The following is a 26,243-nucleotide window of genomic DNA, read 5'->3' on the forward strand; positions in this document are numbered from 1 at the left end:
AGGTTTGATCAGCAACCATTTATTTTGTTTGGAAAAACTGCAACTTAAAACTTTCATGACTTTATCCTACTGAAATTGCAGAACTTGCCACAATTTTGCAATCAAACTTTACCAAAGAGCATGGACTATATCATTTCAATGGCTATTTATCAGATGATCGTTTTCTTTATTTTAGGTGCTGGTTAATTCTTATAGGAAAAGAATTTTTTGAGGGCACATTACAAGAGATTGAAAACTTCGTCAGTTGTACTGTTTGAATAAATTGCTCAATTAAAGCGTGAATAAAAAATGGGGCTTATCGTTAAGCCCCATGATTGATCATTTTTTTACAAATACTTTCTTATATATTTCTCTCGGCATTTCAGCAAATTCGACACACAGCTGAATTTCCAGACCTTGAGCTGAATAGTCTTGAAACGACTGTAAAAATTGTGACAGATTTTCCGTCATTAAATTTTTTTGTTCTTCACTGCGTCCGCTTAAACCTTGTAAACGAACAAAGATGAATGCTTGTTGATTGTCTCCAAAACCGATCAGATAATCTGAAACTGATTGAATACGCGACTTAATATCATGTGCATCGCTGACTAAGCCCGTATCAAACAAAGCATGATTTAAACCCAACATCAATTTCTTTTGATCTAAATTCTGAATATTGTCTGAATAATCAATAAACATTTGTGGCATCGTGTTAACCATATGAAAATATTATAGATTAGTATTGAGTATAACATCCCTACTCTAGAAACTGTAAAATTAACGCAAATTTATAACTTTAGTTGTATATACTTCATTAAAAAATAAGCAAAAATTTAGATATAGCACTATTATCAAAGCATTGGTTATCAACTTTTTGCTTAGAATTCTCCACTCCCAAAATCTTGTTGAATGTAACTTTCTGATCGTTGCATCATATTCATTAATTTTTATTTCACCACCACGACGTATACACTACCTCATAACCAAGGCAGGTATACTGAACGAAAAAATAAATTTAGCGCCATAATAACTTCGGAATAAAATGACATTTCTCATCTAACCAACATAGTTTTTCTTGAGTTTCCAATCGATCATGAAGTCCCATTAAATGTAAAACATAACGGTCTAAATCACTGGCATCGACAGGTCTTTGGCTACTTATTCCCTTTTTCGGCATTTGATCATACCAAATCAGGATTGGTACACGATAACCTGCTTCGGTATCCGAACTATGACCTACATAATTGAGTTCATGACCCACTTGATTTCCATGATCAGATAAAAAAGTAAAAGATCTAAAATCAGCCCTTTTGGACAAAAGCAAATCAAACAGTTTAGAAACAATCCAATCTTGATAAAGGATACTATTATCGTATTCATTACGTTTTAACTGAATAAAATGATTGATTTTATTTTGCTCTAGCGTCCTTTCAACCTCATCATTTGTCGCATCATTAAATTTAGAAAACTGTTCAGGATAACGTAACTTATAATTTGGGTGTGAACCAATCAGATGTAGAATAATGAGCTTACGAGGCGTTGGATCATCTAACGCAGCTTTATAAGCTGGAAGAATATTTTCATCCAATGAACGACTACTCCGACCGGACTGTTTATTGATAAAAACCACTTCGTCGGCATAGTTTGCAAATAATGATGAGATATAAACATCATCTTGATTACTGATCCAATACACCTTGAATCCTGCAGCTTTTGCATAGCCCATAATATTTTCTGGTGCTTGGTCATCCATCGCATTGCGTGTGCCATCATTAAATAAATAACGTAGCGATTGAATGGTTGAAGATGCAGGCGAATAACCTCGACAAAATACTTTGAACTGCCCACTACGTTTGCTTAATTCAGGTGTTGTATTTCGAGGATAACCGCATAAGCCAAAATTAAAACTGGTAATACTGTCTGTTAAAACCACTGTATGGGTTTGCTGTTCAGCAAACGGTTTACGTCTATCCAATCTTTTTTCTGCGTTGGACGTCCAAGTTTGATGTATATGATGGTGTTGTGAAACACGTGACTGAAAATCTTTAATTTTGCCATAATATCCAAACCAATAAGCAAGTGGATGCAAAGCAAAAGAAGGCTTAAGTACGTAACTGACCACACACAGTAATATCAAAAAACCGAGGATTGAGCGCCCGACGATACGCATTGGATAAATATGGTGATGTGGCTGATCAAAATATTTGAATAAGACTAAAAAATACAATCCTAATGTGGTTAAAAAGCACAAAAGTAAAAATCCAAACAATCCAACATGCTGTTGTATAAACTCTAAACTTTCATTGAATGTGGTATTTGCAATCGACTCAACAATTAAATAGCCTTCTGCATCACTGTTAAATAACCACCAGCTCAGTGAAAGTAAGGTTGTATGCAAGAAAAAAATAAACCACCAAAGTATCGCGGATATTTTCCAAAACAATTTTGACTTGCTACTCGCTTGGAAGCATAACCAAACACCTGGCATTGCTAAAAATGCCAAACGTAAACTATCCGCCCAGCTTCCAGCAAAGCCCAATGTGAAAAAGACAATCAAGACAGGCAAAAGCAAATAAAATGCAAAAAACCATCGTTGTATATCTATCGGCAATTGATTAAATCGGCGCATAGCACTTAAACGCTTCAAACTTTGAAAAAGTAATGTTGAACGAGAGCAGCAACACCAATCGTTAAGAATACCAGTGCACCAATTTTATGAATCAATGAAATTGGAAGTTTTTCTGCTAGTTTGTTGCCGATAAATACTGCTGGAGCATTCACCAACATAATTCCCAAAGTAGTCCCTACTGTCACCCAGCCGATACTGTCAAAACGAGCAGCTAAAGCAACTGTTGCAATTTGGGTTTTATCCCCAATTTCTGCCAAAAAGAACAGCACAAATGTTGCACCAAATACACCATATTTTTGCCATTTATTGATACTTTCGGATTCATCCCCCAACTCATCAGGAATAAGCATCCATATCGCCATCCCAATAAATCCTAATGAAACAATCCATAGCAGTACAGTTGGACTCAATACCGTGGTGATCCATTGACCCAATATGGCTGAAACACCATGATTGACAAGTGTGGCTAAAAAAATCGCCAATAGAATGGGAATGGGTTTTCGAAATCGTGCAGACAGAAGCAGAGCTAAAAGTTGAGTTTTGTCACCCATTTCAGATAAGGCAACAACAGCAAGAGAGATAAGGAAAGCAGACATCATAATACTTTTCTCTGGCTAGCAATAATTCCCAATGATTTATAACTCTAGCTAGCCAAAGCAGAGTAACAAATCAAAGGTCTTGCCAACAAAAAGAAATTATGATCAAAAAGATCTTTTGGTTCTTTGCTATGATGACCATGCCCATTTGAGCAATTATGTTGACCATCACCTTTTTACCCGAGGTAAAAAGCGGCTACTCCCCAATGAAGTTTAGTTATCATAAAGAATACTTGACCAATTTTCAAACATAATTTTGCGATATCAAAGTTTCACATTTGATCTAGCATTGCGAGCCTGCAATAGTATGTTTTTACTCGATCTGTACAACTTATAGCATCTGAGATGCAACGCTAGAGTTGATGATCAATTCTAAATTTTCATAATCATCAAATTGTTCAAAAGAAACACTTCAATCTATCGATGTTCGTGTATGATAAAATCAGCACAACTGAAAGCTGAGATTATAATCCTCCATATGCTTATATTCTGGGAATATCGCAATATACGAATTAAGTAATTTTTTCTCAACTTATTCATACTTCCATCATTAGAAGGATTTTTATTCGACAAACAGTAGGGCTAAACGCACTTGGTCATATCCCATTTTAGGGCTGGTCAACTCTACGATTGGGCGTAATTTTATCGCACCATCATCATTAAAATGACTTGGATCTTGCCGTTTCATTAATTTTTTATAAATTGTCCGTATTTTCTCGACCACCTCTTCACCCGGATTAGCAACAGAAATATCAAGCCCTTGTTCCTTATGCAGTCTCGCCAAATGATTGATGATTGTTGCTGGGGTTAAACCTCGCTCAATGGCAATATCTTGAATTTCGTAGCCACTTTCAAACAACTCACGCGTTTCGTCCAATGTGGCTGAAGCATAGTTGGCTTTACCGTTATTACGCGCCAATTTTTTTTCATTGCGTTCTATTTCAGTGGCGTTCAATGTCCCACCACAATGGCGAATAAAAGCATTATGTTGGGGTGTTAAGTCAACCTCCGCATAGTGCTGTTCAGCTTCACAGGAAAGCTCTTGAAAACGACGATCTGCTTTGATTGCCAAACTATCAAGTTCTAATGCTTGATCGTTGAAGCCAAGCAATCTAAGCCCCTCTATTGATTTTAACCGTGACAAAGCAACATAACCTTGTCCTTTTTCAAAAGTATGACTCAAATTAATTTCAGCAGCTTCTAAGGTCATGCCTTGTGATTTATGAATAGTAATTGCCCACGCCAAACGTAATGGAACTTGTTGTAAACTGGCAATGGTTTTACCGCCTTCATTGTCCACTGACCAAGTTTCAGGAGCGACCAATAAAGTTGTTCCATCGGTCATTTTCACCTTGGGCAACATCCCCATTTCATCATCTTCTTCAAAACCAATCACTTCACCTAAACTGCCGTTGATATATCCCATGTCAAAATTATTTTTAACAAACATCACTTTGGCATGTTTTTTTAATGTCAGTTCTTCAGGCGCACGAACTGAAGATTTTAATGTTTCTATCAGCTTTTCATTCCCATCTGTCACTGCAACAAATTGATGATCATCACCCTCAATTGCATTTAAATGCTGAAAATTGATGCTATCCACATCCATGTTGTGCGTATATAAACGGGTGAACATTTCACCTATATCTTGATGACGCGTATTTTGTAAGGCTTGAATATGTTGTGGCTGAATATTCTGTGCACGAATTGCATTGAGAATATCATTGAGTGCAGAATCATCTTGACGATGCTGTTCAGTCAAATAACAAACCCGAAATTTTGCCTCAACCCATGCATTAGACATAAAACAAAATTTATCACGATTCAGCTCATTATTTTTTCCTACAGGCGGAAGCTGAAAGAAGTCGCCAGCAGCAATCACTTGAATTCCACCAAAAGCATCATCAGATTCTTTAAAATATTTCAAAACTTGATTGACCAAATTTAACTGTTTGGCATGCAACATTGAAATTTCATCAATAATCAATACTTGAGCATTTTCCAGATGCTCTTTGAGATATTTACGCTCTTTCATCCTCTTCAAATCATCGTCTGAAAGCGTATCTTTAATGCCGATACCAGCCCATGTATGAATGGTCATTCCATTCATATGCGTCGCTGCAATCCCTGTAGAGGCTGTAATTGCGACAGGTATTTTACGGACTTTTAAATAATTGATGTATTGATTCAACGTATAGGTTTTTCCTGCACCAGCAGAGCCAGTCAAAAAGACATTTTCACCCGCTTTCATGAGTTTGAGTGCAGTTTCTTGTTTCATAACAGCCTTGAATTACCTTAACAGGATGGGACGGCTATAGCCTAACGATTTTTAATTAAAAAGTTAAGCCAAAAATAGCTTAGAAAAAAGAATAGACCCTGTTGACGATGTTTATAAGTTACCGAGTTCTTCATTCGGTTGAATACTACTTTTCCATTTTAAATGTTGATTCACATTTTCGATAAATGCCAGTGCCTTGCTTATATAAGATTGATCTGGAATATGATTATTAGGCAAGCGAAGTTGATCAAAGCTCAACTGCCCTAATTTATAGTAACAACCTAAAGTCATGACTTGATTGGGTTCAGCTATATTTGACATATGGAATGCTGCATATTCACGCTCCACTATTCTGGTGCTGTAGGAGACAGCTAAACAATGTTTGAAAACGACTGACTCTTGAGTAATTCGTTGTAGACTGTTGAGTTCCTCATAACACCAATCTTCAAAATAAATCTTTTGCATCGGCGCAATGCGATTCCACGAATCCACAGTAATTTTTTCTTTGAGTTTCGACATTGTCGTAACAAGATCATTGTGCAAATGCCATCGCTTCGCTTGTTGATAAAGACCAGACCAAGTCACATTACGTTCGATTTCATGATGCGTATTAAATAAATGCATCACATAGTCCAGAACAAAACTGTCATAAATACTATAATGCGGCATTCGATCGGTATTGATATGTTTAAACTTCTTACGAAAATCATCTACCTGAATATTATGTTCGCGCATTTGAATAAAAAAATCAGGATGTTGCTGCAACTGAGGATCGATGAATCTGATTAATGGCGCAGGTAATTGATTGGCAATATGCTGAACAAACAACATAAATGCCTGAACAACACGACTAATTTTGACAAATATTTTCTTATAAGATTGGGCTTGATCACCAAGGATCAATGTAGCGAAATCCAACCATTCTTCGATATATAAATAAGAATTTGAAATCAACTTTTGCTGTGATTTATGTTCACTGACCGATTCTATAAAGCGGTAACGGCTATTTTTGGGATGATTTTGCCATTCATTTGTAATGGCAAATGAATGGCATTCTATTAAGAATAACCGTGCAGCACTATTTTTAAAATATTTTAATACAGCCAATATTACTTCAGGAGAGATTTTTGAAGTATCAATGAGACTTAATACCGTGATTGTCACTCTAACGTTTACATCTATAATATGCCGACTAATCCAATCATTAACCTGTTCATTTTGTTTATATAGCCAATTCACAGTACGTTTTAAAGCAAATATCGGCAATTTTACAAGTTGATCCAACTCCCAATATTCATCCTCTGCCTGCAAAAAATGTTGTTTACTCAATAAGTCCTGATACTGCCAAAAACCACGTTTCATATGCTTGGCATATGCCAGCATTTGTGGAAACTCTTGTGCATGTTTCGACAATAATTGATAACTTGTAAAATATTGCTCAATCTCGCACAAACGTAATGACTCGGGGTGAAAAACTTTAAAAATCCGAAAAAAATGTTTGGGTAGGAACTGGTCTAATGCAAAAATAGCCTGATGGAATTTTGGAATAAATTGCTGGATAGATAAGAACGTTTGCCCCAAGACAGAATTAATCAGCAATAAATGCTTAATATTAATTTCCACACTTAACGGAATAGCTTTACCATATTGAGCAAAATCAGAAATATAAGCATGATCAAAATAGTTATAATGGATTAAAATTCGATCAATCTGCTCAGCATCTGCTTGATTGATATTATACAAATACTGCTCTACTCTGTTTTCACCATCAATCCAATCAAAGATCTGCTCAATCAATGTTTGACGAAGAATTTGTGCTTTGGTTTTTAAATCAGTGGGATGAATTGCATCATAAGATTTGGTATAAAAAAATACCTCTTGCGACACATATTGAATCAGTCGCTTAGGATAATGCGGTGACTCAGATAAATGTGCCAGCTTATCCTGATCAAACTCAAAAGACAGCCCTGCTGTCTCATCAAATTTAATCTGCAATAATTGGTTGGCTATACCGATTTTGTGCTGTGCATGATCAAATTGGAAAAAGTTATCTGCATTCACCGCTTTTAAATAGTGAAGCTGATCAAGATAAATACGCTCTAAGCTTGCTGAAACTTGAATTAATTCTTGTGCAGCAAGTTGGTGTCTGTTTGGCAGCTGATCTTGAACTGTCTGCACCATAATCTGCTTAATCCGTCTCTTTAAAATTCTATCGAGTTAAATATTCTATGCGAACCATTTAACAAAACAAATCGTATTAGATTATCTTTTGCAAAAGTTTGTTAAGTCTCTGTGGAGAATTTCACAAACGATTTACATTGTGGGTTTAAACGAAAAGGGTTCTGCTATTTTGAACAGCAGAACCCTTTCAAGCAACAGTGGCAATTCTGACAGAATTTCAAATTACATGTTTACAGTTTCATTAAGAATGTACTGGTTTGATTCCCATACGATCCTCAATCAAATCGTAACACCATTGGAAAATAAAGGTATAGATTAAAATACATGTGGTCATCCCTAAGTCCAATAGGACCGCCTGCCACAATGTCATATCCATTGCATAAGCAACCATTGGAATAGTCGCCAACATCAAGCCACCTTCGAAACCAATGGCATGCAGGATACGCACGCCAATAGTACGTTTAAGCTTTCTTTTATGCTCAAATTTCTCGAAGAAATGGTTAAAAATCATATTCCAAACTACAGATGTCACAGCCATAGCCACACCCAATACACCTGTAACTTCCATTGGAACTTCAAAAATAAAACTTAATGCAATCGCTATGATCACCAATAGGATGATTTCATAGCTCAATGCATGAATAATCCTTCTTTTGGAAATCATCATTTAAAACTACTCTTTTTGTTTCGACTGTTGCATTATATTTTTATAATATTGATCAATCGAGTCAGATTCTTTCAATTTTATTGAAAGATTAACTTTATTCTCTTTGCGATATTTCTTTCATTTTCACATGATCTCATTTACTAATGGCGGTCCAATATGAATATCAATCAAGAACAGTTGATGATTTTTAAAACAGTCATGGAAACAGGTTCTTTTTCTGCTGCCTCAAGACAGCTTGGAAAAGTTCCATCTGCGGTCAGCATGTCGATCGCCAACTTAGAAATTGATTTAAATCTTAAACTTTTTAAACGGGTCGGACGCGAACCTATACCAACATCACAGGCACAGCTTCTATATGAAAAAACCGAACAACTTCTAATTGAAATGAATCAATGGAAACAACAAGCAATTGCCCTCAGCGAAGGTTTGGAATCCTCACTGAATATTGTGGTGGTTTCAGAGTTGGTACATACCGATTGGACCGAATATATTGCATTGCTTGCTCAACAGTTTCCAAGTTTACAAATCAACATTTTTTCTGCGCCACAAGAAGATGCACTTAAAATGCTCATGAATCAGACAGCGCAATTGGCGTTGATGTTTGAACGTGAAATGTTAGAAAGCCGCGAACAATTTGTTGAGTTAAAAAAAGAAGCTTTAGTGCCTGTATCTGCAATCAATCACCCTCTATCTGCCCACTCAAAAGTAAGTTTTGAACAAATATTGCAATCCAGACAAATTGTTGTCGCCAGCCGAGATCGCACGATTAAACCAGAGTTACTCTATTCTAAAAATTACTGGCGTACTGACAATCATCACTCAGCTTGTTCGCTGATCTTAAAGGAATTAGGTTGGGGAGTACTTCCCTTAGAAATGTTTAATGAAAACCCAGAGCTCAAACATAAGTTAAAAATACTTGATTTGCTCGATTTCACACCAAAATTTGAATATTTTGTTGATTTGGTTTGGAGTCGTGAGAGTAATTTAGGTTCAGCTGCTCGTTTTTTGATTAATCACATTCGAAATCAAAGAATTCATACAAAATAATATGTCTTTCAGTACATTTTCCTATTTTGCTGAAATCGCATTGTGTTATAACTAAATCACAAATATTTTAACTAAGAAATAACCGGTAATGACTCAATCTGCATTAGACCAATTAAAACGCTTAACCACTATTGTTGCTGATACAGGTGATTTAAACGCTATTCAACAATTTCGCCCGCTAGATGCAACGACTAACCCTTCACTGATTACAGCTGCCGCTCAACAGCCTGAAAGTCGCACCTTGATTGAAGATGCTTATGCACAAGCTAAACAAGAAGGCTATGCACTTGATGAACTGGTCGAACGTACCATTGATATTCTGACAGTAAAACTCGGTGTAGAAATTTTAAATCTTGTTGAAGGACGAGTTTCTACGGAAGTTGATGCGGCACTTTCTTACAATACCGAAGAAACAATTGCGAAAGCCAAAGAACTATTGGCGCTGTATCAAAGCTACGGAATCAATCAAGATCGAATTTTGATTAAAATTGCATCTACTTGGGAAGGTATTCAGGCGGCTAAAGCACTTGAAGCAGAAGGCATTCATTGTAACCTGACTTTATTATTTGGTTTACATCAAGCCAAAGCATGTGCTGACGCTAAAGTCACGCTGATCTCTCCATTTGTTGGGCGTATTTTAGATTGGTATAAAAAAGCTGAAAATGTTGACAGCTACCCGATTGATAAAGATCCGGGTGTACGCTCTGTCAAACAGATTTATCACTACTACAAACAGAACCAAATTAAAACAGAAGTTATGGGCGCAAGCTTCCGTAGCGTAGACCAAGTTCTAGGACTTGCTGGTTGTGATTTACTGACTGTTGCTCCTGCACTTCTTGAAAAACTGGAAAATGATCAACGTACAGTAAGCGCTCAGTTGAACCATGAACAATCACATCAAGATCAAGCACATCAAGAAATTTCTAAAGCTGAATTTAAACAGCAACTTGAAACAGATTTGATGGCATTCCAATTATTACAAAGTGGAATTGATGGCTTTATTAAAGCCCGTGAACAATTGGCTTTATTATTACGCCAATCCTTTGGGCTTGAAGCTGATTTTATTGATTGAGTTTCAATCATTCACAGTGTTTAAAATGCACTAAAATTGCTCACATTCTAAAGCCGAGTTTGTTATCATAAGCACTCGGCTTTTTTTATTCGCTTTTCTTAAACTGTGAGAATATTGTGTTTGGTATTACGGATGTCGTGACATATATATTAGGGACAATTTTTATCGTCATTCTCCCGGGTCCAAACTCGCTCTATGTGATGTCCATTGCGTCAAGATTTGGGATTAAAATAGGCTATATCGGCGCGTTTGGTGTTTTTACTGGTGATTTAATCCTGATCCTTTGTACCGTATTGGGTGCTGCATCCTTATTACATGCCTTTCCTTGGTTATTTGTAATTCTTAAAGTTGTGGGCGCGACTTATTTGTCCTATCTAGGAATTCGATTATTAATTGCCAGTGTTAAAACTTGGCGTAGCACACCACAAACGATTCAATCAGATGCTCTCTCATCAACCACGACTGAACAATTTCATCCTTTTCGTACAGCATTGACGATCAGCTTGTTAAATCCGAAAGCGATTTTATTTTATTTGTCTTTTTTTGTGCAATTTGTTGACCCAGATTATCCTTACCCAGCGCTAAGTTTTGCTGCTCTTTCTGTGATTCTACAAATCATTAGTATGAGTTATTTAACCATTTTAATTTTTTCTGGGGTTAAACTCGCAACCTTCTTTAACACCCGCTATAAAGTTGCGGCAGGATGTGTTGCAGCGGTCGGTCTATTGTTTTGCGCCTTTGGTATAAAGCTCGCAGTTTCGACCATGTAAAAGCATATAATGAGTTGGGTAAGCTTAAATTTAAAGCGTCTTCCACATTTAGGGGTATACAGCTTCGAAGGTTAAAATTGAGCATTACTTTGTTTGTAATGCAATAATGGGGTTAAACAAAAAAAAGTAGTTAAGCAAAGTGAAGCATCGCCTAAGTCAGGATCAAGTAATGTTAATGTGTAGAATTGCTTGATCATAAAAAGCTTGAATTATCCAGCAATGATAATAAATTCAATTTTTCTATTTGCTTTTGATATTAAATTCTAATTAACGCTGTCAGCTTTAAAATGATCCATGTATGATGGATGCATTTTCAACCATTCAATCAAATTTAAAAGCAAGGGATCATGCAAAAGCTTCTCCAAGACTTCTCAGTACCTGCCGTATTTGCAGGCTTTATTACTTTCCTTATCGGTATCAGTGTTTCAGCTGTTTTAGTGATCCAAGCTGCACAATTACTTGGCGCGAATCCAGAACAAATTACCTCTTGGTTTTGGGCATTAGGTCTAGGTATTGGTCTCTCAGGTTTAATTCTGTCTTGGAAATTTAAATATCCTGTTGCAACCTCATGGTCTACTGCTGCACTCGCATTAATCATAGCAACAGCAAGTGGTTATTCACTTTATGAAGCAATTGGCGCTTTTTTAGTATCAGGTTTGCTTACAGCTGTACTTGGATTTTCAGGTATTTTTGAAAAAATCATCAATTATATTCCACAAAGTCTGACCAGTGCGATGTTGGCTGGAGTATTGCTAAAATTTGGAATTGCCTTATTTGCCAGCATGCAAAATGACTGGGCTTTTATCCTCAGTTTATTGGCTGTGTATGTGATTACAAAACGTTTATGGGCACGTTATTGCATTGTCATCACAGTGATTGCAGGGATTATCATCTGCCCATTCTTTATGGAGTTTCATGTTCCAACGCTTCACTGGGGATTGGCAAAACCTGTATGGATGATGCCTGAATTTACATGGTCAGCAATTTTAGGGCTAGCGCTACCACTATTTGTGATCAATATGGCATCTCAATACTTACCTGGGATAGCGATGATTAAAAGTTATGGCTATCAACCGCATGTCAATCAGTTAATAGGTTGGACTGGAACCGCTCAAACGTTACTTTCACCTTTTGGCTGCTATACCGTGAATATTGCTGCAATCAGTGCCGCAGTAAGCCTAGATGATCAAGTGCATCCCGATCCATCTAAACGTTATATTGCTGGTATGAGTTGTGGATTTTTCTATATTTTAATGGGCTTGTTTGCTGCCACCTTAACCAGCTTATTGATGTCGTTCCCGCACTTATTTATCGTTGCTTTAGCAGGTATTGCTCTATTTGGTACGATCAGCCACAACATTGCGATTGCATTCCATGAAGTTAAAGACCGAGAAGCTGCATTACTGACCTTTCTCTTTAGTGCCTCAGGAATACAGTTTTTCGGTATAGGTTCTGCTTTTTGGGGACTTTTATTTGGTTTTGCCGTTTCGTTTATCTTAAATTTTAGAGTCAGAAAATAATCAAACCCGATAAGGTGAGTTGCTTGACTTACCTTATCTAAAATTTAACTGAATAAATGTATTCACACCTCTACTGTTCAAAACAATAACTAATCATATTGAGCAGGGGTATATGAGTAAAAACAAAACACTGCTTTGTTTACAGCGCAAGAATAATGTTCAACAAAAAAAATGGGTTATGTAATGTGAAGCACCGCATACGCAAATCGATTTAAACTTTAGATGTAATGCGTCGCATTGCAAGTTTTATATCATCAAAAAATAGACTCATCACACTAATTTATTGATCTAAAAATTATATTTATGTATGTTTTTTTAGCATATTGACTGTAAAAACACCAATACAAAGAAAGGGAATTTTAGCTAAAAAAAAGCTTACCCTAGGATGGATAAGCTCGAAACTTGAAACAACAATAGAAACTTCAAAAAAGAATCTGGTGCAGATTATAGTGATGAATAATTACTCAAACCAATATTTAAAAAAACTTAGTGAATAGTTTTTCTTACAAAATAAAATTAAACTGTTCACAATTATAAAAAATTAACACTAAACACATCACGCTTTTTAAGCATAAAAATATATAACAATCATCAAACTTTCCAAACTTAAGACTAAAGTATTAGATTTCTGGATAGTTACCTGTACCCTCAGGCCAAGGTGTTAACAGTTCAAACCCTGTTTCTGTCACAGCAACCATATGTTCCCACTGTGCAGATAAAGATTTATCTGCTGTCACAACAGTCCAACCATCTTTTAATTCTTTGACACTGGCTTTACCCGCATTAATCATAGGTTCAATGGTAAATACCATGCCTTGTTTAAGCACTAGCCCCTGTCCTGGTTTTCCATAATGCAATACATTGGGCTGTTCATGATAAATTTTACCAATGCCGTGACCACAATATTCACGAACAATACTATAGCCTTCACGTTGACCTACACTTTGGATGGCATGCCCAATGTCTCCAAGTGTTGCACCGGGTTTTACAGCATGAATACCTGCAACCATTGCCTCATATGTAGTTTCTACTAATTTTTTAGATTCAGGCTTTACAGTACCCACATAATACATACGACTGGTATCACCAAAATAACCATCTTTAATGATTGCTACATCAATATTAATAATATCGCCATCATTCAAAACAGTATTTTTAGATGGAATACCATGACATACCACTTCATTGGGAGAGATACAGGTGGTTTTTGTATAACCATAATAACCCACATTGGCTGGAATAACTTTGAGTGTATTCACAATATAATCATTACAGATGTCATCCAAATATTCAGTGGTTACCCCTGGCTTAACATATGCACCAATCATTGCTAAAACTTGGGCAGCTAAACGCCCTGACACTCTGAGTTTTTCAAGGTCTTGTTCAGTTTTGATGGTGACTGTTGAAGCTTTCATTGGATCTGTCCGCAAAAGTGAACCGATATTATATGCTTTTTCGATTGCTTTAGGGCTTTTTCTTGTTGATGATGAGAGTTAAAAATGTCGATTGGTACGCATAATTATAAAAATAAGCTTTAAACTACAAATTTGCGTTTTTTAATCCTATAAAATTTTCTTTAAAATTGGCTTTTACAAATTTAACCAAATTAAGCGCTGAATCATTCACATAAATATAACTCATATGGTTAATTGGTTAAAATTTATAAAAAACAGGAATATTACCCATAAAATAAAATACAAAAAATCTCGCATTTCCACTAAAATCGCTGTTTTGCGTTTTTAACCACACTTTATGACTAATCTCCGTACCAAGGATATTATTGCTCTAGGGTTCATGACTTTTGCCTTATTTATTGGGGCAGGCAATATTATCTTTCCACCCATTGTCGCTCAACAAGCGGGTGAACATGTATGGCTAGCAGCATTGGGTTTTCTAATCACCGCTGTAGGCTTACCTGTCATCACCATTATGGCGCTTTCAAAAACTGAAGGTTCGATTGCAATTTTAAGTTCTCCTTTAGGCAAAGTTGCAAGTTTAATCTTGACTGTAGTGTGTTACTTATCAGTCGGTCCACTTTTTGCTACACCACGTACCGCTACAGTTTCGTATGAAATCGGTTTTTCATCTTACTTTGGTACAGGTGGTACTCCGCTATTTATTTATAGTGTGATCTACTTTGCCTTTGTTACTTTAGTGTCTCTTTATCCAAACAAACTGTTGGATACCGTAGGTCATATTCTTGCACCTCTTAAAATTATTGCACTTGCCATTCTTGGTATTGCAGCCTTTATCATCCCGACTGGTTCAATCTCGCCTGCCATAAATAATTATGCAACTAGCCCTGTTTCTGAAGGCTTTGTAAATGGTTATTTAACCATGGACACTTTAGGTGCATTGGTGTTCGGTATCGTGATTATCCATGCCATACATTCTCGTGGTGTCACCGACAAAAAACTGGTAACTAAATATGCAATCATTGCAAGTTTAATTTCTGGCGTAGGTTTAACACTGGTTTATATCAGCTTATTTAAGCTCGGTTTAGGTAGCCATGATGCAGCACCAAATGCAGCAAATGGCGCCGTGATTTTGCATGCTTATGTTCAGCACGCTTTTGGTGATCTTGGCTCATTATTTCTTACTGCTTTGATTTTTATCGCATGTATGGTCACTGCGATCGGTCTAACATGTGCATGTGCTGAATATTTCTCTGAGTTGACTAAGATTCCTTACAAAGTTTTAGTGATCATTCTGGTTTTATTCTCTTTAGTCATTTCAAATTTAGGTTTGACTAAATTGATTGCATTTTCTGTACCGGTTCTCAGTGCGATTTACCCGCCCGCTATTGTCGTTATTCTATTGAGCTTCTTTTGGAGTAAATTTAATAATCCAGCAACAGTGGTTGCACCAGTAACTGGCGTTGCATTCTTATTTGGAATTATTGAAGGTATTAAAGTTACGGAATTTAAAGATAGTTTACCGCTATTGATCCAAAACTTACCTTTAAATGAACAAAACCTTGCTTGGCTTATTCCATCATTGATTGTTTTAATTATTTGTGTCGTTATCGATAAAGTTAAGAAATAAAGCGTCTTAGCCATCGTCCTTAAAATTTGATTTTACCCAAATCTAATTTTAACTGTGATCAATAATTGTCATGTTTACCCAACAGACTGTTATTGTTTGCGACACAATTTAAAATCATTCAATGTATTGCATGTGATTAATCACACACTGCTAAAAATTACTTTTGCATTCTCAGTTTTGTTGATCATTTTTATTCTTTAGATGACAAGAACATTCCTTGAATATACATAGCAACCAACTGATTAAAGTTTAACCATAAAAACATATCAACTTACAATTTGCCGCAATAAAATATAAATTTTCATTATTGATCATAATTTCTTATAAAATTTGCATAAATATTGCATAACTTTCATCGACTTTAGTCAAAATTCTCTTGCACTTGTTATAAGTTCCTGTATTTTAATTTGATAACCACTTCACACTTCTTCAACAAAAAATACACTATTTAAGAAAAAAATCACTCATATTTTCATTTTTTATAAAATAAGTCATGTTTGTAATAAATATGTCATAATTATTTTGAATAATAGAGGTATTTGCTCTTGAAATAATAATTAAATGTGGTACAACTAAATAAACCAATCCAGACTAAAACAATTTGGTTTTTGTCGAGCAGACAGGAGGTATGGAGATGTTATCATTACATTTCAACAAGCAAGTCTTCATTAATTCTTTGAAGGCAAACACAAAATTAGTCACATATTTGAGTACAACAATTGCCCTTTTGGCTACTCTGCTCATCCACGGACTTATTCAAGGCAATTTAAAACCTGAATATTTTGCTTATGCATTAGCGGTATCTGCGGCTTTCTATATTTGGGACGTTGTAGATCATAAATCGCGAAAACTCGCAAAAATCACTGAATAAAAGATGGATGCCAAGCATCCATCTTTATCTATAACAAAAAATTATAATAATCCTTTAATCATCCCTAAAAGCAAGATTCCTGTCGCAAAAATCTCTCCAATCACCAATAAAATCATCGCTAAACGAAGTAAAATTTTCGGTAAATGTACAGCACCTAATTGATGAGGTTGCTTAAATTGGTTGGTCGTATCTTTGAGCCAACCATGTAAAACATAACTTGCAATAGAAAAACTAAAAAAAACTAAATTTACGATCACACAGAGTAAATTAATTATTTCCTGGAAACTCGAACAATACGCCATCACAGCTAAAATCAAGCTAGCAGGCGCGTAAAGCAAGCTACTTCGATGTGCTATATCGACATAGTAGTGTGCTCTGGCAAGTTCTGAACGACTGATCTGGACGTACTTCCAGACACCTGTGAGCATCCCTACCCACAAATAAACCCCACTAAAAATAAGTGCCAGTTTTACCGATAAATTTAAAGTGATTAAATCCATTTAATAAAGTTCCTATTTTTCCTTATCACATTCAGATCTGACTTAAGAGTCATCTTTCAAACAAGTTTCTTTTTAGAACTTGTGTAAAGTAGTTTTAAATTGAACAGCTTTGGATTGTACTATGACAATATATGAAAATTTAACCATAAGCTGCGCAGATAGCTATAGCTTAAGTGCACGTTTTTATCCGGCAAAACAATCAACTCAGCACTTACCTGTACTGGTTTGCCCTGCTACAGGAATTACACAGGGCTTTTATCATCATTTTATCGAATGGCTTACTCAACAAGGTCTAGATGTGATGGTCTTTGATTTCCGTGGTATTGGAGACTCATTACATGGACCATTATCTCAATCCAAAGCAAGTATTCAAGATTGGGGACAGCTCGACATTCCGGCCGCCATTGAGTCACTTTTAAACAAGACAGGAAAGAATCAACTGACTCTCATTGGTCATAGTGCAGGGGGTCAGTTACTCGGTATTGTTCCAAATTATAAGAAAGTCGCACAAGTTATTTCGATATCTGGCTCTACTGGTCACGTCAAAGGACTTAAAGGTCGTACTAAACGCTTAGCACCTGTCATGTTTAATTTAGTCTTCCCAATTTCCAATCGCATCAAAGGCTATGGTGCAACTAAAATGCTCGGCATGGGAGAGAATCTACCGCAAAAAGTAGCACAGCAATGGGCTGAATTCTGTAGCCAACCAGGTTATGTAATAAATGCTGTAGGTAAAACCGTATTTGAAGATTATCATCATGAGATCGAGTGCCCTATCACCTCTTATTGGTCTTCAGATGATGAGATTGCAACTTCCACTAATGTAAAAGACCTGCTTCGTCTTTACCCTAAAGCCGTAACTGATATGATCGAGCTGAGCCCACAACAACATGGTCATAAAGTGATTGGGCATATGTCAATGTTTAAGAAAAGCCATCAAAATCTCTGGCCAATCATGACCCAAAAAATATTTAATCAAAAACTTTAGTTTTCAGCACTTAAATACGTAATCCTGTTTAAGTGCTCTTTTTATTCAAAAAAATGCCTCAGGACTGAGGCATTTTTATCAAGGATGAATGATTTAAATCACTTTACAAACAATGATTATGAAAACTGTTCTGGACGAGTAATTTTTACCGTTTTGATTCGATTCTCATCCATTTCAATCACTTCAAACCAAATCCCTTCATGCTCTATTTGCGTACCCAAATGCACATCGCCTTGCGTTTTATCGAGAATTAATCCAGCGACGCTAAAGTAGCCAGAATCCTCTTGAACAAGGTCAAGCATTCCCAACTCCAATTCAAGTTGATACAAATCAAGCATACCTGATGCCTTCCAAGTGTTTTCATCCACTTTAATCAGCTCCAACTGTTCATCTGCATCTGGAAACTCACCTGCAATGGCTTCAAACACATCAAGCGGAGAAATCAAACCTTGAATATTTCCAAACTCATTACTCACCAAAACCAATGAACCTTTGGAAGTTCTTAGTGTATGAATTGCATCAATGACCTTCATTTTCTCAAAAATAAAGATGGGACGATTACGTTTCAATAAAGCTTGAAGCTGTTCTGGCTCGTCCAATACATCAATTAACTCTTTAGCACGAACAACCGTAACCACTTTGTCTAATTGCCCACGACAGACAGGGAATAAACTATGCGGTACAGCTAAAATTTGTTGACGTATGCTCTCTGCATCATCTTCTAGGTTAATCCATGAGATCTGAGTTCTTGGTGTCATAATCGATGCTACAGAACGTTCCGCAAGGGTAAGTACGCCACCGACCATATAACGTTCTTCATCACCAAACGCTTTTTGTGCTGCTAAAGCTTCAGGGCTTTGCAATAAATCAGCATCTAACTTACTGCCCATCAATTTTAGAATTGAATCCGCAGTACGATGACGCAATGGCGTTTTAGCTTGATGTTTTTCAGCATTACGGCTTGAGAATTGATTAAATGCTTCGATTAAAATCGCAACGCCAATACCTGAGTAGATATAGCCTTTCGGAATATGGAAACCAAAACCTTCCGCAATCAAGCTAACCCCAATCAACAATAAGAAGCTTAGACATAGAATCACCACTGTAGGGTGCTTATTTACGAATGTCGTCAATGGCTTAGATGCAATTAACATTACAATTACAGCAATCGTAACTGCCGCCATCATCACATAAATATTATCCACCATACCAATCGCAGTAATCACCGAGTCTAGTGAAAATACAGCATCTAAAACAATGATTTGGGCAACAACAGCCCAGAAGCTGGCATATACAGCAGCACCTGAACTTTTGACTTCAGGCTTCCCTTCCATTTTTTCGTGTAATTCAGTGACAGCTTTATAAACGAGGAACAATCCTCCAAATAATAAAATTAAGTCTCGTCCTGAAAAGGATAGTCCCCCAAATGCAATTACAGGTTTAGTTAAAGTGACTAACCAAGAAATAATCGTCAATAAACCTAAACGCATGATCAACGCCAAAGAAAGACCGATGACACGTGCTTTATCTCGTTGTTCTGGAGGAAGTTTATCTGCAAGAATGGCAATGAATACCAGGTTATCGATACCCAGTACAATTTCTAAAACGATAAGGGTTAAAAGTCCAACCCAAATTCCAGGGTCTAATAAAAATTCCATTATTAGATCTCCCGATTATTCTTATAAGTATATAAATTGGAGAAAAATAAGCTTAACCTACACGGCGACGGATCCATGAATGATACCTTTTCAACTAAATTACTTTAATTATGCACAATATCGACGACTTGTAATTATATTTCATGAAATTTTTACATTTATTTAATCTTTAAGTATTATCGATTTTTTCAAAGCTACATCTGATTATCAAGCTTTCGCGCTGTTGCCAATAAGAGATTCAATAACTTTAGAAAATAGTCGAAGATTTCGATAAATTTTAATTATTTTTCACCTGTTGATTTTATTGATTTTTTTAAATTAAAAATTGATATATTATGCATTTATACAAAAAAATTGTGAAATTCATTGGCTACAATCGACAATATTTTTCATAAAGCCAACTTGGTTTTTTTTATTTTTCAGATATAATAACAATTGATGTTAATTTGTTTAACAAATAAACCTATTTTGTTGCAAAACATTGTTGAAATTTATGGCTTGAATCATGGAAATAAAAACGTTGAACAAAGTTCTTCATGATTGTTTTTCAAACAATGGCTAAACCATCTTTCATTTTGATTAGCAATAATCAAAGGGGTTCACTGTCGATTATAGTATGATTTTTTTAAGAGTAACTAATCAATTCAGTTTTTTTAAAAAAATTATAATGCACTATAAAGACTGTAAAACATGAAACTGGTAATCAAGCAATTGCATGAAGAAGCAACTATTTTCCGCTATATGAAGTTGTCACCTATTCATATAAAAACTGCATTTTAATGTATTTTTGGAATAGTTTAACTTAAGTTAATTTTCTAGATGGATCTATTTTTCGTCGATTTTTCTAGTTTTTTGGCATTAAGTGTGACGCACATATTGATTCAGATATTCGAAATAAAATATTATTAGTGCTTAACATATGGCAATAATTACAAAAAAACAGGGACATTCAGATGACTAAGAAATATTCAAAATTTCTGCCTTCTGCGGAAAATTTTAATATTGAAAATTTTCCTTATTATTGGGTTACACAAGTCCATGCTCAGTACGTCTTAAACTTAGATCAAGTGCTCAAAAAGTATGGGGTTGATAATTCACGGCGTCGTTTATTGGTTTCCTTAGAAGCCAAACCTGATGCCAGTGTATCTGAGCTTTCCGAAATGATTGTCTCTAAAATGTCGACAACCACAAAAATTGTCTACCGTTTAAAAGAAGAAGGGTTGGTAGACACGTATTCTTGCAAAAAAGATAAACGGATTACACGCGTCTGTTTAACTGAAGAAGGGAAACAAATAACCCAAAAAATCAATGACTTAATGGGTGTGATTTTAGAGCAATCCTTTGAAGGACTTACCCCACTTCAAATTGAAAAAACCATAGAGAATTTAAAAATTATTTTTAAAAATCTTGCACATTGATGTTGAAAATTATTCATCAAATATACTTAACTGTGGAGAGTTGATGTCATTACGTTGTTTAGGACAATAAAAGCATTCAAACTCCTCCACAGGAAATCCCTCTATAAAACTCGAAATATCAGGCTGTTTCAAGTTCAGCCACGCATCCAAGCGATGATGTGGAATCACGACAACAGAACGCTTATCTGTTCTGGGCTCATGAAACTCACTCATCATGGGATGAAAATGAGCATCCATGCTAATCATAGTTGCTGACCGAATTACTTCACCATTTTTTAACCGTGCAATTTCATATAATGCTGCAATATAAAATGCCTGACCATCCTTCCGTCTAACACCCCATCGCTGTGGCTTTCCATTGACATACTTAGACTCGTAAAACTCAGTAACGGGAATAACCCCGAATTGGCATTTACTCAATGCTTCTGTAAAACTACGTTTTTCTATCAATGTTTCATTACGCGCATTATAAGTATGCTTCCCCGCCTCTTTATCTTCAGCCCATTTTGGAATTAAACCAAAATTGACCAAACGCCACTCAAGACTTTTTTGAGCGTTAAAAAGTAATGGCATTGCAAAACTAGGAAATACTTCTGGTTGATATGTAAAAGGAATAGCAGGTAAGCCAAGTTGTTTTACTTGTATGGCTGTGATCGGTTTAAAATTAGCACACATAAAAAATGATAATGGATTGATCACATTCATTCTCTTTATTTTATGAATGTGATCTAACTCAATACTCCTGATATATTCAGAATTAACCTAAGTCCATCTAAAATAGCTTATCCAAAGATTTTTTTAACTTTCGCACTTAAACCATGGAAAAACTTATGTTTAGCATTGGCTTTTTCACTGGTCAAAAAGTTAATTTGAATCGATTGGCGCTGCCCTTCATAAGGAATATAGCCATGCCAACCATTATCAGTAACTTTAAATGCAACCAAAGAACCAGGACCAGCGCCAATCTCAGCAACATAGTTATTGATATCTTTGTCGTCATTTAAAATACGTAAACGACCATTCGGTGCATCCCATGATTCATTTAGATAAATCAGAATAGTCAACAGTTTACTTTTAGAATCACTGTGAATACGTCCATCTTTTTGGCGAGAGTAACCACGTAAAGTGATCATCATCGGATGTTCCATCACATTAACATCAAATTTATCTGTCAGAATTTGGCGAAACTCTGGTGTATCTAAAGATTTTAAAAAACGATCAAAATTAGGCTTAATTTCTACATCTTCAATATTAAAACTTCCACCTTGTTCAATCTTTGGGAAGTCCTTGATCACTGCTTGAACTTCACTGTCTGCCAACGCATTTTCAACCACAAAAAACGGATAAGGTGTCGTGACGACTTCAGCATTTTTCAGCGCATCTAATTTCAGAATTGATGTCATTTATAATTCAACATAATAATTAACTCCTTTAAATTGTAGCAGAGTTTTCATGTTGTTGGCTTAAACCAGAATCAGCGAAAACAAATTTTCTGGACTTAAAACTGTCTTTTTGCCACTTTAGAAAGCCATAAAGCCTCCGAAGAGGCTTTATGTTTGATTTAAAATCTACAGTGTAAAATTAATCACCTGTATAACCTTTTAATTTTAAACGGTATGCATGCAATAATGGTTCAGTATAGCCTGATGGTTGCTCACCGCCCTTAAAGACTAGATCATAAGCAGCTTTGTAAGCATAACCATCGAAGCTTGGTGCCATGTTGGTATATTCTGGATCATTGGCATTTTGCTCATCCACAATTTTTGCCATACGTTGCATAACCTCTTCAACTTGTTGCTGAGTTACAATGCCGTGACGTAACCAGTTCGCAACATGTTGAGATGAAATACGCAATGTTGCACGATCTTCCATTAAACCAACATTATTAATGTCAGGCACTTTAGAACAGCCTACGCCCAAGTCAACCCAACGTACAACATAACCCAAGATCCCTTGAAGATTGTTTTCAAGCTCTTTGGTTTTCTCTTCTTCAGTCCAGTTTGTATCAGTCGCCAAAGGTGGAGTAAGTAAATCATCTAAAGGTAAAGCTTCAGTTTTCAACAATTCTTGCTGACGAGCTGAAACATTACACTGATGATAATGAATCGCATGAATCACCGCACCTGATGGAGATGGAACCCAAGCACAGCTTGCACCAGCTTCAGGATGCTCGATCTTGGTTTTGTACATGTCTAAAAGCATATCTGGTTTTGGCCACATGCCTTTACCAATTTGTGCTTTGCCACGTAATCCAGCTTGAAGACCTACCATCACGTTACGGTTTTCATATGCTGGGAACCAAATTTGCGCTTTTACTTCACCTTTACGAACAAATGGTCCTGCTTCCATGAATGTATGGATTTCATCACCAGTACGATCCATAAAGCCAGTATTGATGAAAATCGTACGATCTTTTGCTTGAGCAATACAGTTTTTCAAGTTTACAGAAGTACGGCGTTCTTCATCCATAATCCCGATTTTCAAAGTTTTCGCTGGTAGACCCAATGCTTGTTCAGCACGTTCAAATAATTCAACAGCAAAAGCAACTTCTTCTGGACCATGCATTTTTGGTTTAACGATATACATAGAACCTTTACGAGAGTTCTTGTTTTCGTTTTGACCTTTGATGTCCGCAAAAGAAAGCAATGGCGTGATTAAAGCATCCATAATGCCTTCGTAAATTTCAACACCATCTACAAGGATCGCAGGGTTTGTCATTAAATGACCCACATTACGAAGCAACATCAAAGAACGACCATGAAGTGTCGTTTCACCACCAATGAGGTTCTTGTGGCTACGATCTTTGTTTAATTTACGGGTAACGGTTTTACCGTTTTTCTCGATAGATTCTTCAAGAGTACCCTTCATCAAGCCTAACCAGTTACGGTAGCCTTCAACTTTTTCTTCTGCGTCTACAGCTGCAATCGAATCTTCCAAATCTTGAATCGTCGTTACTGCTGCTTCTAACACAAGATCTTTAACGCCAGCCGCATCTGTTTTACCGATTGGACTATTTGCGTCAATTTCAATAATTACGTGCAAGCCATTATTGAGCAGTACGATTTCAACGGGTGCAGATTCTTCACCATTGAAACCCACAAATTGAGCTTCTTTTGCTAAAGTGGTTGTTGAACCATCTTTTAGCGTGACCACTAATTTTTTATCTTCAACTGCATAGCGAGTTGCATCTGCATGAGAGCCATTTGCAAGCGGGAATGTTTCATTTAAGAAGTTCTTTGCAAATGCAATAACTTTGTCGCCACGAACAGGGTTATAGCCTTTACCCTTTTCTGCGCCACCCTCTTCAGAGATCACGTCAAAGCCGTAAAGTGCATCGTATAAAGAACCCCAACGGGCATTTGCTGCATTTAGGCAGTAACGTGCATTACGCACAGGTACAACCAACTGCGCACCAGCCAATAATGCGATTTCTTCATCTACATTTTCTGTGCTGATTTGGAAATCTTCTACTTCTGGTAATAAGTAGCCAATTTCTTTTAGGAAAGCTTTATAAGCTTCAAGTTCAAATTTATTGTTGCGGTGCCATTCATCAATTTTAGCCTGAATCTCGTCACGCTTTGCTAAAAGCGCCTTATTCTTTGGGCTAAGATCGACAACAACTTGCTCAAAGTTTTTCCAGTATGTTTCACTGTCTAAACCAGAACCTGGTAGTGCTTCATTTTCGATGAAATCGTAAAGTTCTTTAGCAATCGCTAACTTGCCTTTTTGAATACGTGCAGTCATTGTCTTTCCTGATATTGCTACTTTTTATAACAAGAGTTTCTAGTATACCGATTTAAACCATGCTGAATAGTATTATCACATTCCTAAATAGTGATCATTTTAATTAAAATAAATACATACATTAACTTAAAAAATAACGATCAGAAATCCGACAATATCATCAACTTGAATGGCTATTTACAGTGTATAAATTTTTTAAAATGTCTAAATTAGACCAAAGTGCTGAATCTACGCTAATTTACTCATTTTTTAATACACTTTTTTTCCTTGAGCAAAGATTAAGCCACGAATAAAGCTAAATGTCGATAAAGTAAAGTGATATTTCTATGTAAAGAATTGTTCGATCCTTTATGGCTTGAATTTTTAGCTCAATGATTGTCTGGAAAGTATGATCAACTCGTTTTTAAGGAATAACTAAAGTGAACTGAGACACTCTATGGTTGGTTGTTTTGTTTTAAAATTTGATAAAATCAACGCAAATAAAAACCTGCTTAAAATTGGTCTCTTAAGCAGGTTAAATTTGATCAAACGAAAATCAGGCATAAATCAAACATAGATTTGAGATTTGATTTTTTTGATCTGATACAAATTTAGTTAAATGTTTTGAAACGTGCAGCATCATCAATAAATGCTTTTTCACCAGCAGGTGCTTCAATTGAACCAAATACCAATTGCGCACGAAGTTTCCAATCCGCAGGGATTTCAAAAGTTTCTGCAACTTCATCATCCACGATCGGGTTATAATGCTGTAATGAAGCACCAATACCTGCTTCAGATAAAGCTGTCCAAGCTGCAAATTGCGCAATTGCAGTCGAGTGTTCAGCCCAAACCGGGAAATTATCTGCATAAAGTGGGAATTGCTCTTGCAAACCTTTCACTACGCTTAAATCTTCGTAAAACAACACCGAACCTGCGCCAGCAATAAAGCTATTAATTTTACCAGCAGTTCCTTCAAATGCTTCAGCAGGAACAATTTTACGTAAAGTTTCTAAAACAATTGTCCAGAATTTTACGTGTGAATCACCAAATAAAATTACTGCGCGAGAAGATTGTGAGTTAAATGCAGATGGACTATGTTTTACTGCATCTTTGATGATTTCTTCAACTTTTGCTTGGTCTAAGCTGATATCTTTACCCAATGCATAAATTGTCCGACGTTGTTTGATTTGATTTAAAAATGACATAATGATAATCCTTCTTTGGCGCGATACGCCGTTTTCTTTAACATAGACAAAGTTTATTGCATGATTTTGACTGTTTCCATGCATAAATACATAACA

22 protein-coding genes and 1 riboswitch are annotated in these 26,243 nt (G+C 36.1%); of the genes, 9 read left to right on the forward strand and 13 right to left on the reverse strand.

Annotated features, from left to right (window positions below; translation table 11 throughout):
* The first annotated feature begins 95 nt into the window (after window positions 1–95).
* Window positions 96–257, forward strand: a complete 162-nt coding sequence (locus I9192_RS22575; RefSeq protein ID WP_171496293.1) for a DUF4240 domain-containing protein — start codon at window positions 96–98, stop codon at window positions 255–257.
* A gap of 61 nt (window positions 258–318) precedes the next feature.
* Here the strand turns inward: I9192_RS22575 and I9192_RS12535 are convergent, their stop codons facing one another.
* The 6 genes from I9192_RS12535 to aceI all read right to left on the reverse strand — a co-directional run bounded on the left by I9192_RS12535 (window position 319) and on the right by aceI (window position 8,330).
* Window positions 319–687, reverse strand: a complete 369-nt coding sequence (locus tag I9192_RS12535) for a 5-carboxymethyl-2-hydroxymuconate Delta-isomerase (RefSeq protein ID WP_005032003.1) — start codon at window positions 685–687, stop codon at window positions 319–321.
* A gap of 307 nt (window positions 688–994) precedes the next feature.
* Window positions 995–2,608: a phosphoethanolamine transferase gene (locus I9192_RS12540; protein ID WP_200149845.1), complete on the reverse strand. Its 1,614-nt coding sequence runs from the start codon at window positions 2,606–2,608 to the stop codon at window positions 995–997.
* Window positions 2,609–2,622: 14 nt separating this feature from the next.
* Entirely contained in the window at window positions 2,623–3,204 is a 582-nt protein-coding gene (locus tag I9192_RS12545) for a TMEM165/GDT1 family protein (RefSeq protein ID WP_171248684.1), read from the reverse strand.
* Window positions 3,205–3,275: 71 nt separating this feature from the next.
* Window positions 3,276–3,421: riboswitch (yybP-ykoY riboswitch) on the reverse strand.
* A gap of 345 nt (window positions 3,422–3,766) precedes the next feature.
* Window positions 3,767–5,482: an AAA family ATPase gene (locus I9192_RS12550; RefSeq protein ID WP_200149846.1), complete on the reverse strand. Its 1,716-nt coding sequence runs from the start codon at window positions 5,480–5,482 to the stop codon at window positions 3,767–3,769.
* Window positions 5,483–5,593: 111 nt separating this feature from the next.
* Complete coding sequence (locus tag I9192_RS12555) at window positions 5,594–7,663, reverse strand: hypothetical protein (RefSeq protein ID WP_200149847.1); 2,070 nt, start codon at window positions 7,661–7,663, stop codon at window positions 5,594–5,596.
* Window positions 7,664–7,904: 241 nt separating this feature from the next.
* The gene (aceI, locus tag I9192_RS12560) at window positions 7,905–8,330 is read right to left on the reverse strand and encodes a chlorhexidine efflux PACE transporter AceI (protein ID WP_004830418.1); all 426 of its coding nucleotides are present in this window, start codon (window positions 8,328–8,330) and stop codon (window positions 7,905–7,907) included.
* A gap of 156 nt (window positions 8,331–8,486) precedes the next feature.
* On the opposite strand from aceI, the gene aceR reads away from it, so the two are divergent.
* The 4 genes from aceR to I9192_RS12580 all read left to right on the forward strand — a co-directional run bounded on the left by aceR (window position 8,487) and on the right by I9192_RS12580 (window position 12,739).
* A complete protein-coding gene (aceR, locus tag I9192_RS12565; RefSeq protein WP_004830417.1) occupies window positions 8,487–9,377 on the forward strand; it encodes an HTH-type transcriptional regulator AceR in 891 nt (296 codons plus the stop codon).
* An 88-nt stretch (window positions 9,378–9,465) separates the two neighbouring features.
* Window positions 9,466–10,449: a transaldolase gene (gene tal / locus I9192_RS12570; RefSeq protein ID WP_151751181.1), complete on the forward strand. Its 984-nt coding sequence runs from the start codon at window positions 9,466–9,468 to the stop codon at window positions 10,447–10,449.
* A 116-nt stretch (window positions 10,450–10,565) separates the two neighbouring features.
* Window positions 10,566–11,219: a leucine efflux protein LeuE gene (gene leuE, locus I9192_RS12575; protein WP_004830415.1), complete on the forward strand. Its 654-nt coding sequence runs from the start codon at window positions 10,566–10,568 to the stop codon at window positions 11,217–11,219.
* 347 nt (window positions 11,220–11,566) lie between these two features.
* The gene (locus I9192_RS12580; RefSeq protein WP_004830414.1) at window positions 11,567–12,739 is read left to right on the forward strand and encodes a benzoate/H(+) symporter BenE family transporter; all 1,173 of its coding nucleotides are present in this window, start codon (window positions 11,567–11,569) and stop codon (window positions 12,737–12,739) included.
* A 620-nt stretch (window positions 12,740–13,359) separates the two neighbouring features.
* Here I9192_RS12580 and map read toward each other — a convergent pair.
* On the reverse strand, window positions 13,360–14,154 hold the full coding sequence (gene map / locus I9192_RS12585) for a type I methionyl aminopeptidase (RefSeq protein WP_151713106.1): 795 nt from the start codon (window positions 14,152–14,154) through the stop codon (window positions 13,360–13,362).
* A 337-nt stretch (window positions 14,155–14,491) separates the two neighbouring features.
* On the opposite strand from map, the gene brnQ reads away from it, so the two are divergent.
* Window positions 14,492–15,784 (forward strand): branched-chain amino acid transport system II carrier protein, encoded by a 1,293-nt coding sequence (gene brnQ, locus I9192_RS12590; protein WP_004830411.1) that lies wholly within the window; start codon window positions 14,492–14,494, stop codon window positions 15,782–15,784.
* Between the two features lie 634 nt (window positions 15,785–16,418).
* Window positions 16,419–16,655 carry a hypothetical protein gene (locus I9192_RS12595; RefSeq protein ID WP_004830410.1) on the forward strand — a complete coding sequence of 79 codons (237 nt, stop codon included), beginning with the start codon at window positions 16,419–16,421 and terminating at the stop codon, window positions 16,653–16,655.
* 41 nt (window positions 16,656–16,696) lie between these two features.
* On the opposite strand, the gene I9192_RS12600 is transcribed toward I9192_RS12595, so the two are convergent.
* Entirely contained in the window at window positions 16,697–17,155 is a 459-nt protein-coding gene (locus tag I9192_RS12600; protein WP_005032019.1) for a hypothetical protein, read from the reverse strand.
* A gap of 121 nt (window positions 17,156–17,276) precedes the next feature.
* Between I9192_RS12600 and I9192_RS12605 the strand changes: the two genes are divergently transcribed.
* Window positions 17,277–18,143: an alpha/beta hydrolase family protein gene (locus I9192_RS12605; protein ID WP_005032021.1), complete on the forward strand. Its 867-nt coding sequence runs from the start codon at window positions 17,277–17,279 to the stop codon at window positions 18,141–18,143.
* Between the two features lie 116 nt (window positions 18,144–18,259).
* Here I9192_RS12605 and I9192_RS12610 read toward each other — a convergent pair whose 3' ends face one another.
* The gene (locus tag I9192_RS12610) at window positions 18,260–19,801 is read right to left on the reverse strand and encodes a TerC family protein (RefSeq protein ID WP_005032024.1); all 1,542 of its coding nucleotides are present in this window, start codon (window positions 19,799–19,801) and stop codon (window positions 18,260–18,262) included.
* Window positions 19,802–20,754: 953 nt separating this feature from the next.
* Between I9192_RS12610 and I9192_RS12615 the strand changes: the two genes are divergently transcribed.
* On the forward strand, window positions 20,755–21,219 hold the full coding sequence (locus I9192_RS12615) for a MarR family winged helix-turn-helix transcriptional regulator (RefSeq protein ID WP_004830405.1): 465 nt from the start codon (window positions 20,755–20,757) through the stop codon (window positions 21,217–21,219).
* A 9-nt stretch (window positions 21,220–21,228) separates the two neighbouring features.
* Here I9192_RS12615 and I9192_RS12620 read toward each other — a convergent pair whose 3' ends face one another.
* From I9192_RS12620 to I9192_RS12635, 4 genes are all read right to left on the reverse strand, one after another.
* Window positions 21,229–21,894 carry an SOS response-associated peptidase gene (locus I9192_RS12620; RefSeq protein WP_026040436.1) on the reverse strand — a complete coding sequence of 222 codons (666 nt, stop codon included), beginning with the start codon at window positions 21,892–21,894 and terminating at the stop codon, window positions 21,229–21,231.
* A 107-nt stretch (window positions 21,895–22,001) separates the two neighbouring features.
* Window positions 22,002–22,622, reverse strand: coding sequence for a 2OG-Fe(II) oxygenase (locus tag I9192_RS12625; protein ID WP_004830403.1), 621 nt, complete (start codon window positions 22,620–22,622; stop codon window positions 22,002–22,004).
* A gap of 178 nt (window positions 22,623–22,800) precedes the next feature.
* Entirely contained in the window at window positions 22,801–24,963 is a 2,163-nt protein-coding gene (locus I9192_RS12630; RefSeq protein WP_042085596.1) for a malate synthase G, read from the reverse strand.
* A 590-nt stretch (window positions 24,964–25,553) separates the two neighbouring features.
* Window positions 25,554–26,147: a nitroreductase family protein gene (locus tag I9192_RS12635; RefSeq protein ID WP_004830401.1), complete on the reverse strand. Its 594-nt coding sequence runs from the start codon at window positions 26,145–26,147 to the stop codon at window positions 25,554–25,556.
* Between the last annotated feature and the right edge of the window lie 96 nt (window positions 26,148–26,243).

The organism is Acinetobacter bereziniae (assembly GCF_016576965.1).
Classification (GTDB): domain Bacteria; phylum Pseudomonadota; class Gammaproteobacteria; order Pseudomonadales; family Moraxellaceae; genus Acinetobacter; species Acinetobacter bereziniae.

Bases quoted from the DNA above. Each gene is read 5' to 3' on its own strand.
- I9192_RS12535 (WP_005032003.1), bottom strand. From the start codon at position 687: ATGCCACAAATGTTTATTGATTATTCAGACAATATTCAGAATTTAGAT.
- I9192_RS12540 (WP_200149845.1), bottom strand. From the start codon at position 2,608: ATGCGCCGATTTAATCAATTGCCGATAGATATACAACGATGGTTTTTT.
- I9192_RS12545 (WP_171248684.1), bottom strand. From the start codon at position 3,204: ATGTCTGCTTTCCTTATCTCTCTTGCTGTTGTTGCCTTATCTGAAATG.
- I9192_RS12550 (WP_200149846.1), bottom strand. From the start codon at position 5,482: ATGAAACAAGAAACTGCACTCAAACTCATGAAAGCGGGTGAAAATGTC.
- I9192_RS12555 (WP_200149847.1), bottom strand. From the start codon at position 7,663: ATGGTGCAGACAGTTCAAGATCAGCTGCCAAACAGACACCAACTTGCT.
- aceI (WP_004830418.1), bottom strand. From the start codon at position 8,330: ATGATGATTTCCAAAAGAAGGATTATTCATGCATTGAGCTATGAAATC.
- aceR (WP_004830417.1), top strand. From the start codon at position 8,487: ATGAATATCAATCAAGAACAGTTGATGATTTTTAAAACAGTCATGGAA.
- tal (WP_151751181.1), top strand. From the start codon at position 9,466: ATGACTCAATCTGCATTAGACCAATTAAAACGCTTAACCACTATTGTT.
- I9192_RS12580 (WP_004830414.1), top strand. From the start codon at position 11,567: ATGCAAAAGCTTCTCCAAGACTTCTCAGTACCTGCCGTATTTGCAGGC.
- map (WP_151713106.1), bottom strand. From the start codon at position 14,154: ATGAAAGCTTCAACAGTCACCATCAAAACTGAACAAGACCTTGAAAAA.
- brnQ (WP_004830411.1), top strand. From the start codon at position 14,492: ATGACTAATCTCCGTACCAAGGATATTATTGCTCTAGGGTTCATGACT.
- I9192_RS12595 (WP_004830410.1), top strand. From the start codon at position 16,419: ATGTTATCATTACATTTCAACAAGCAAGTCTTCATTAATTCTTTGAAG.
- I9192_RS12600 (WP_005032019.1), bottom strand. From the start codon at position 17,155: ATGGATTTAATCACTTTAAATTTATCGGTAAAACTGGCACTTATTTTT.
- I9192_RS12605 (WP_005032021.1), top strand. From the start codon at position 17,277: ATGACAATATATGAAAATTTAACCATAAGCTGCGCAGATAGCTATAGC.
- I9192_RS12610 (WP_005032024.1), bottom strand. From the start codon at position 19,801: ATGGAATTTTTATTAGACCCTGGAATTTGGGTTGGACTTTTAACCCTT.
- I9192_RS12615 (WP_004830405.1), top strand. From the start codon at position 20,755: ATGACTAAGAAATATTCAAAATTTCTGCCTTCTGCGGAAAATTTTAAT.
- I9192_RS12620 (WP_026040436.1), bottom strand. From the start codon at position 21,894: ATGTGTGCTAATTTTAAACCGATCACAGCCATACAAGTAAAACAACTT.
- I9192_RS12625 (WP_004830403.1), bottom strand. From the start codon at position 22,622: ATGACATCAATTCTGAAATTAGATGCGCTGAAAAATGCTGAAGTCGTC.
- I9192_RS12630 (WP_042085596.1), bottom strand. From the start codon at position 24,963: ATGACTGCACGTATTCAAAAAGGCAAGTTAGCGATTGCTAAAGAACTT.
- I9192_RS12635 (WP_004830401.1), bottom strand. From the start codon at position 26,147: ATGTCATTTTTAAATCAAATCAAACAACGTCGGACAATTTATGCATTG.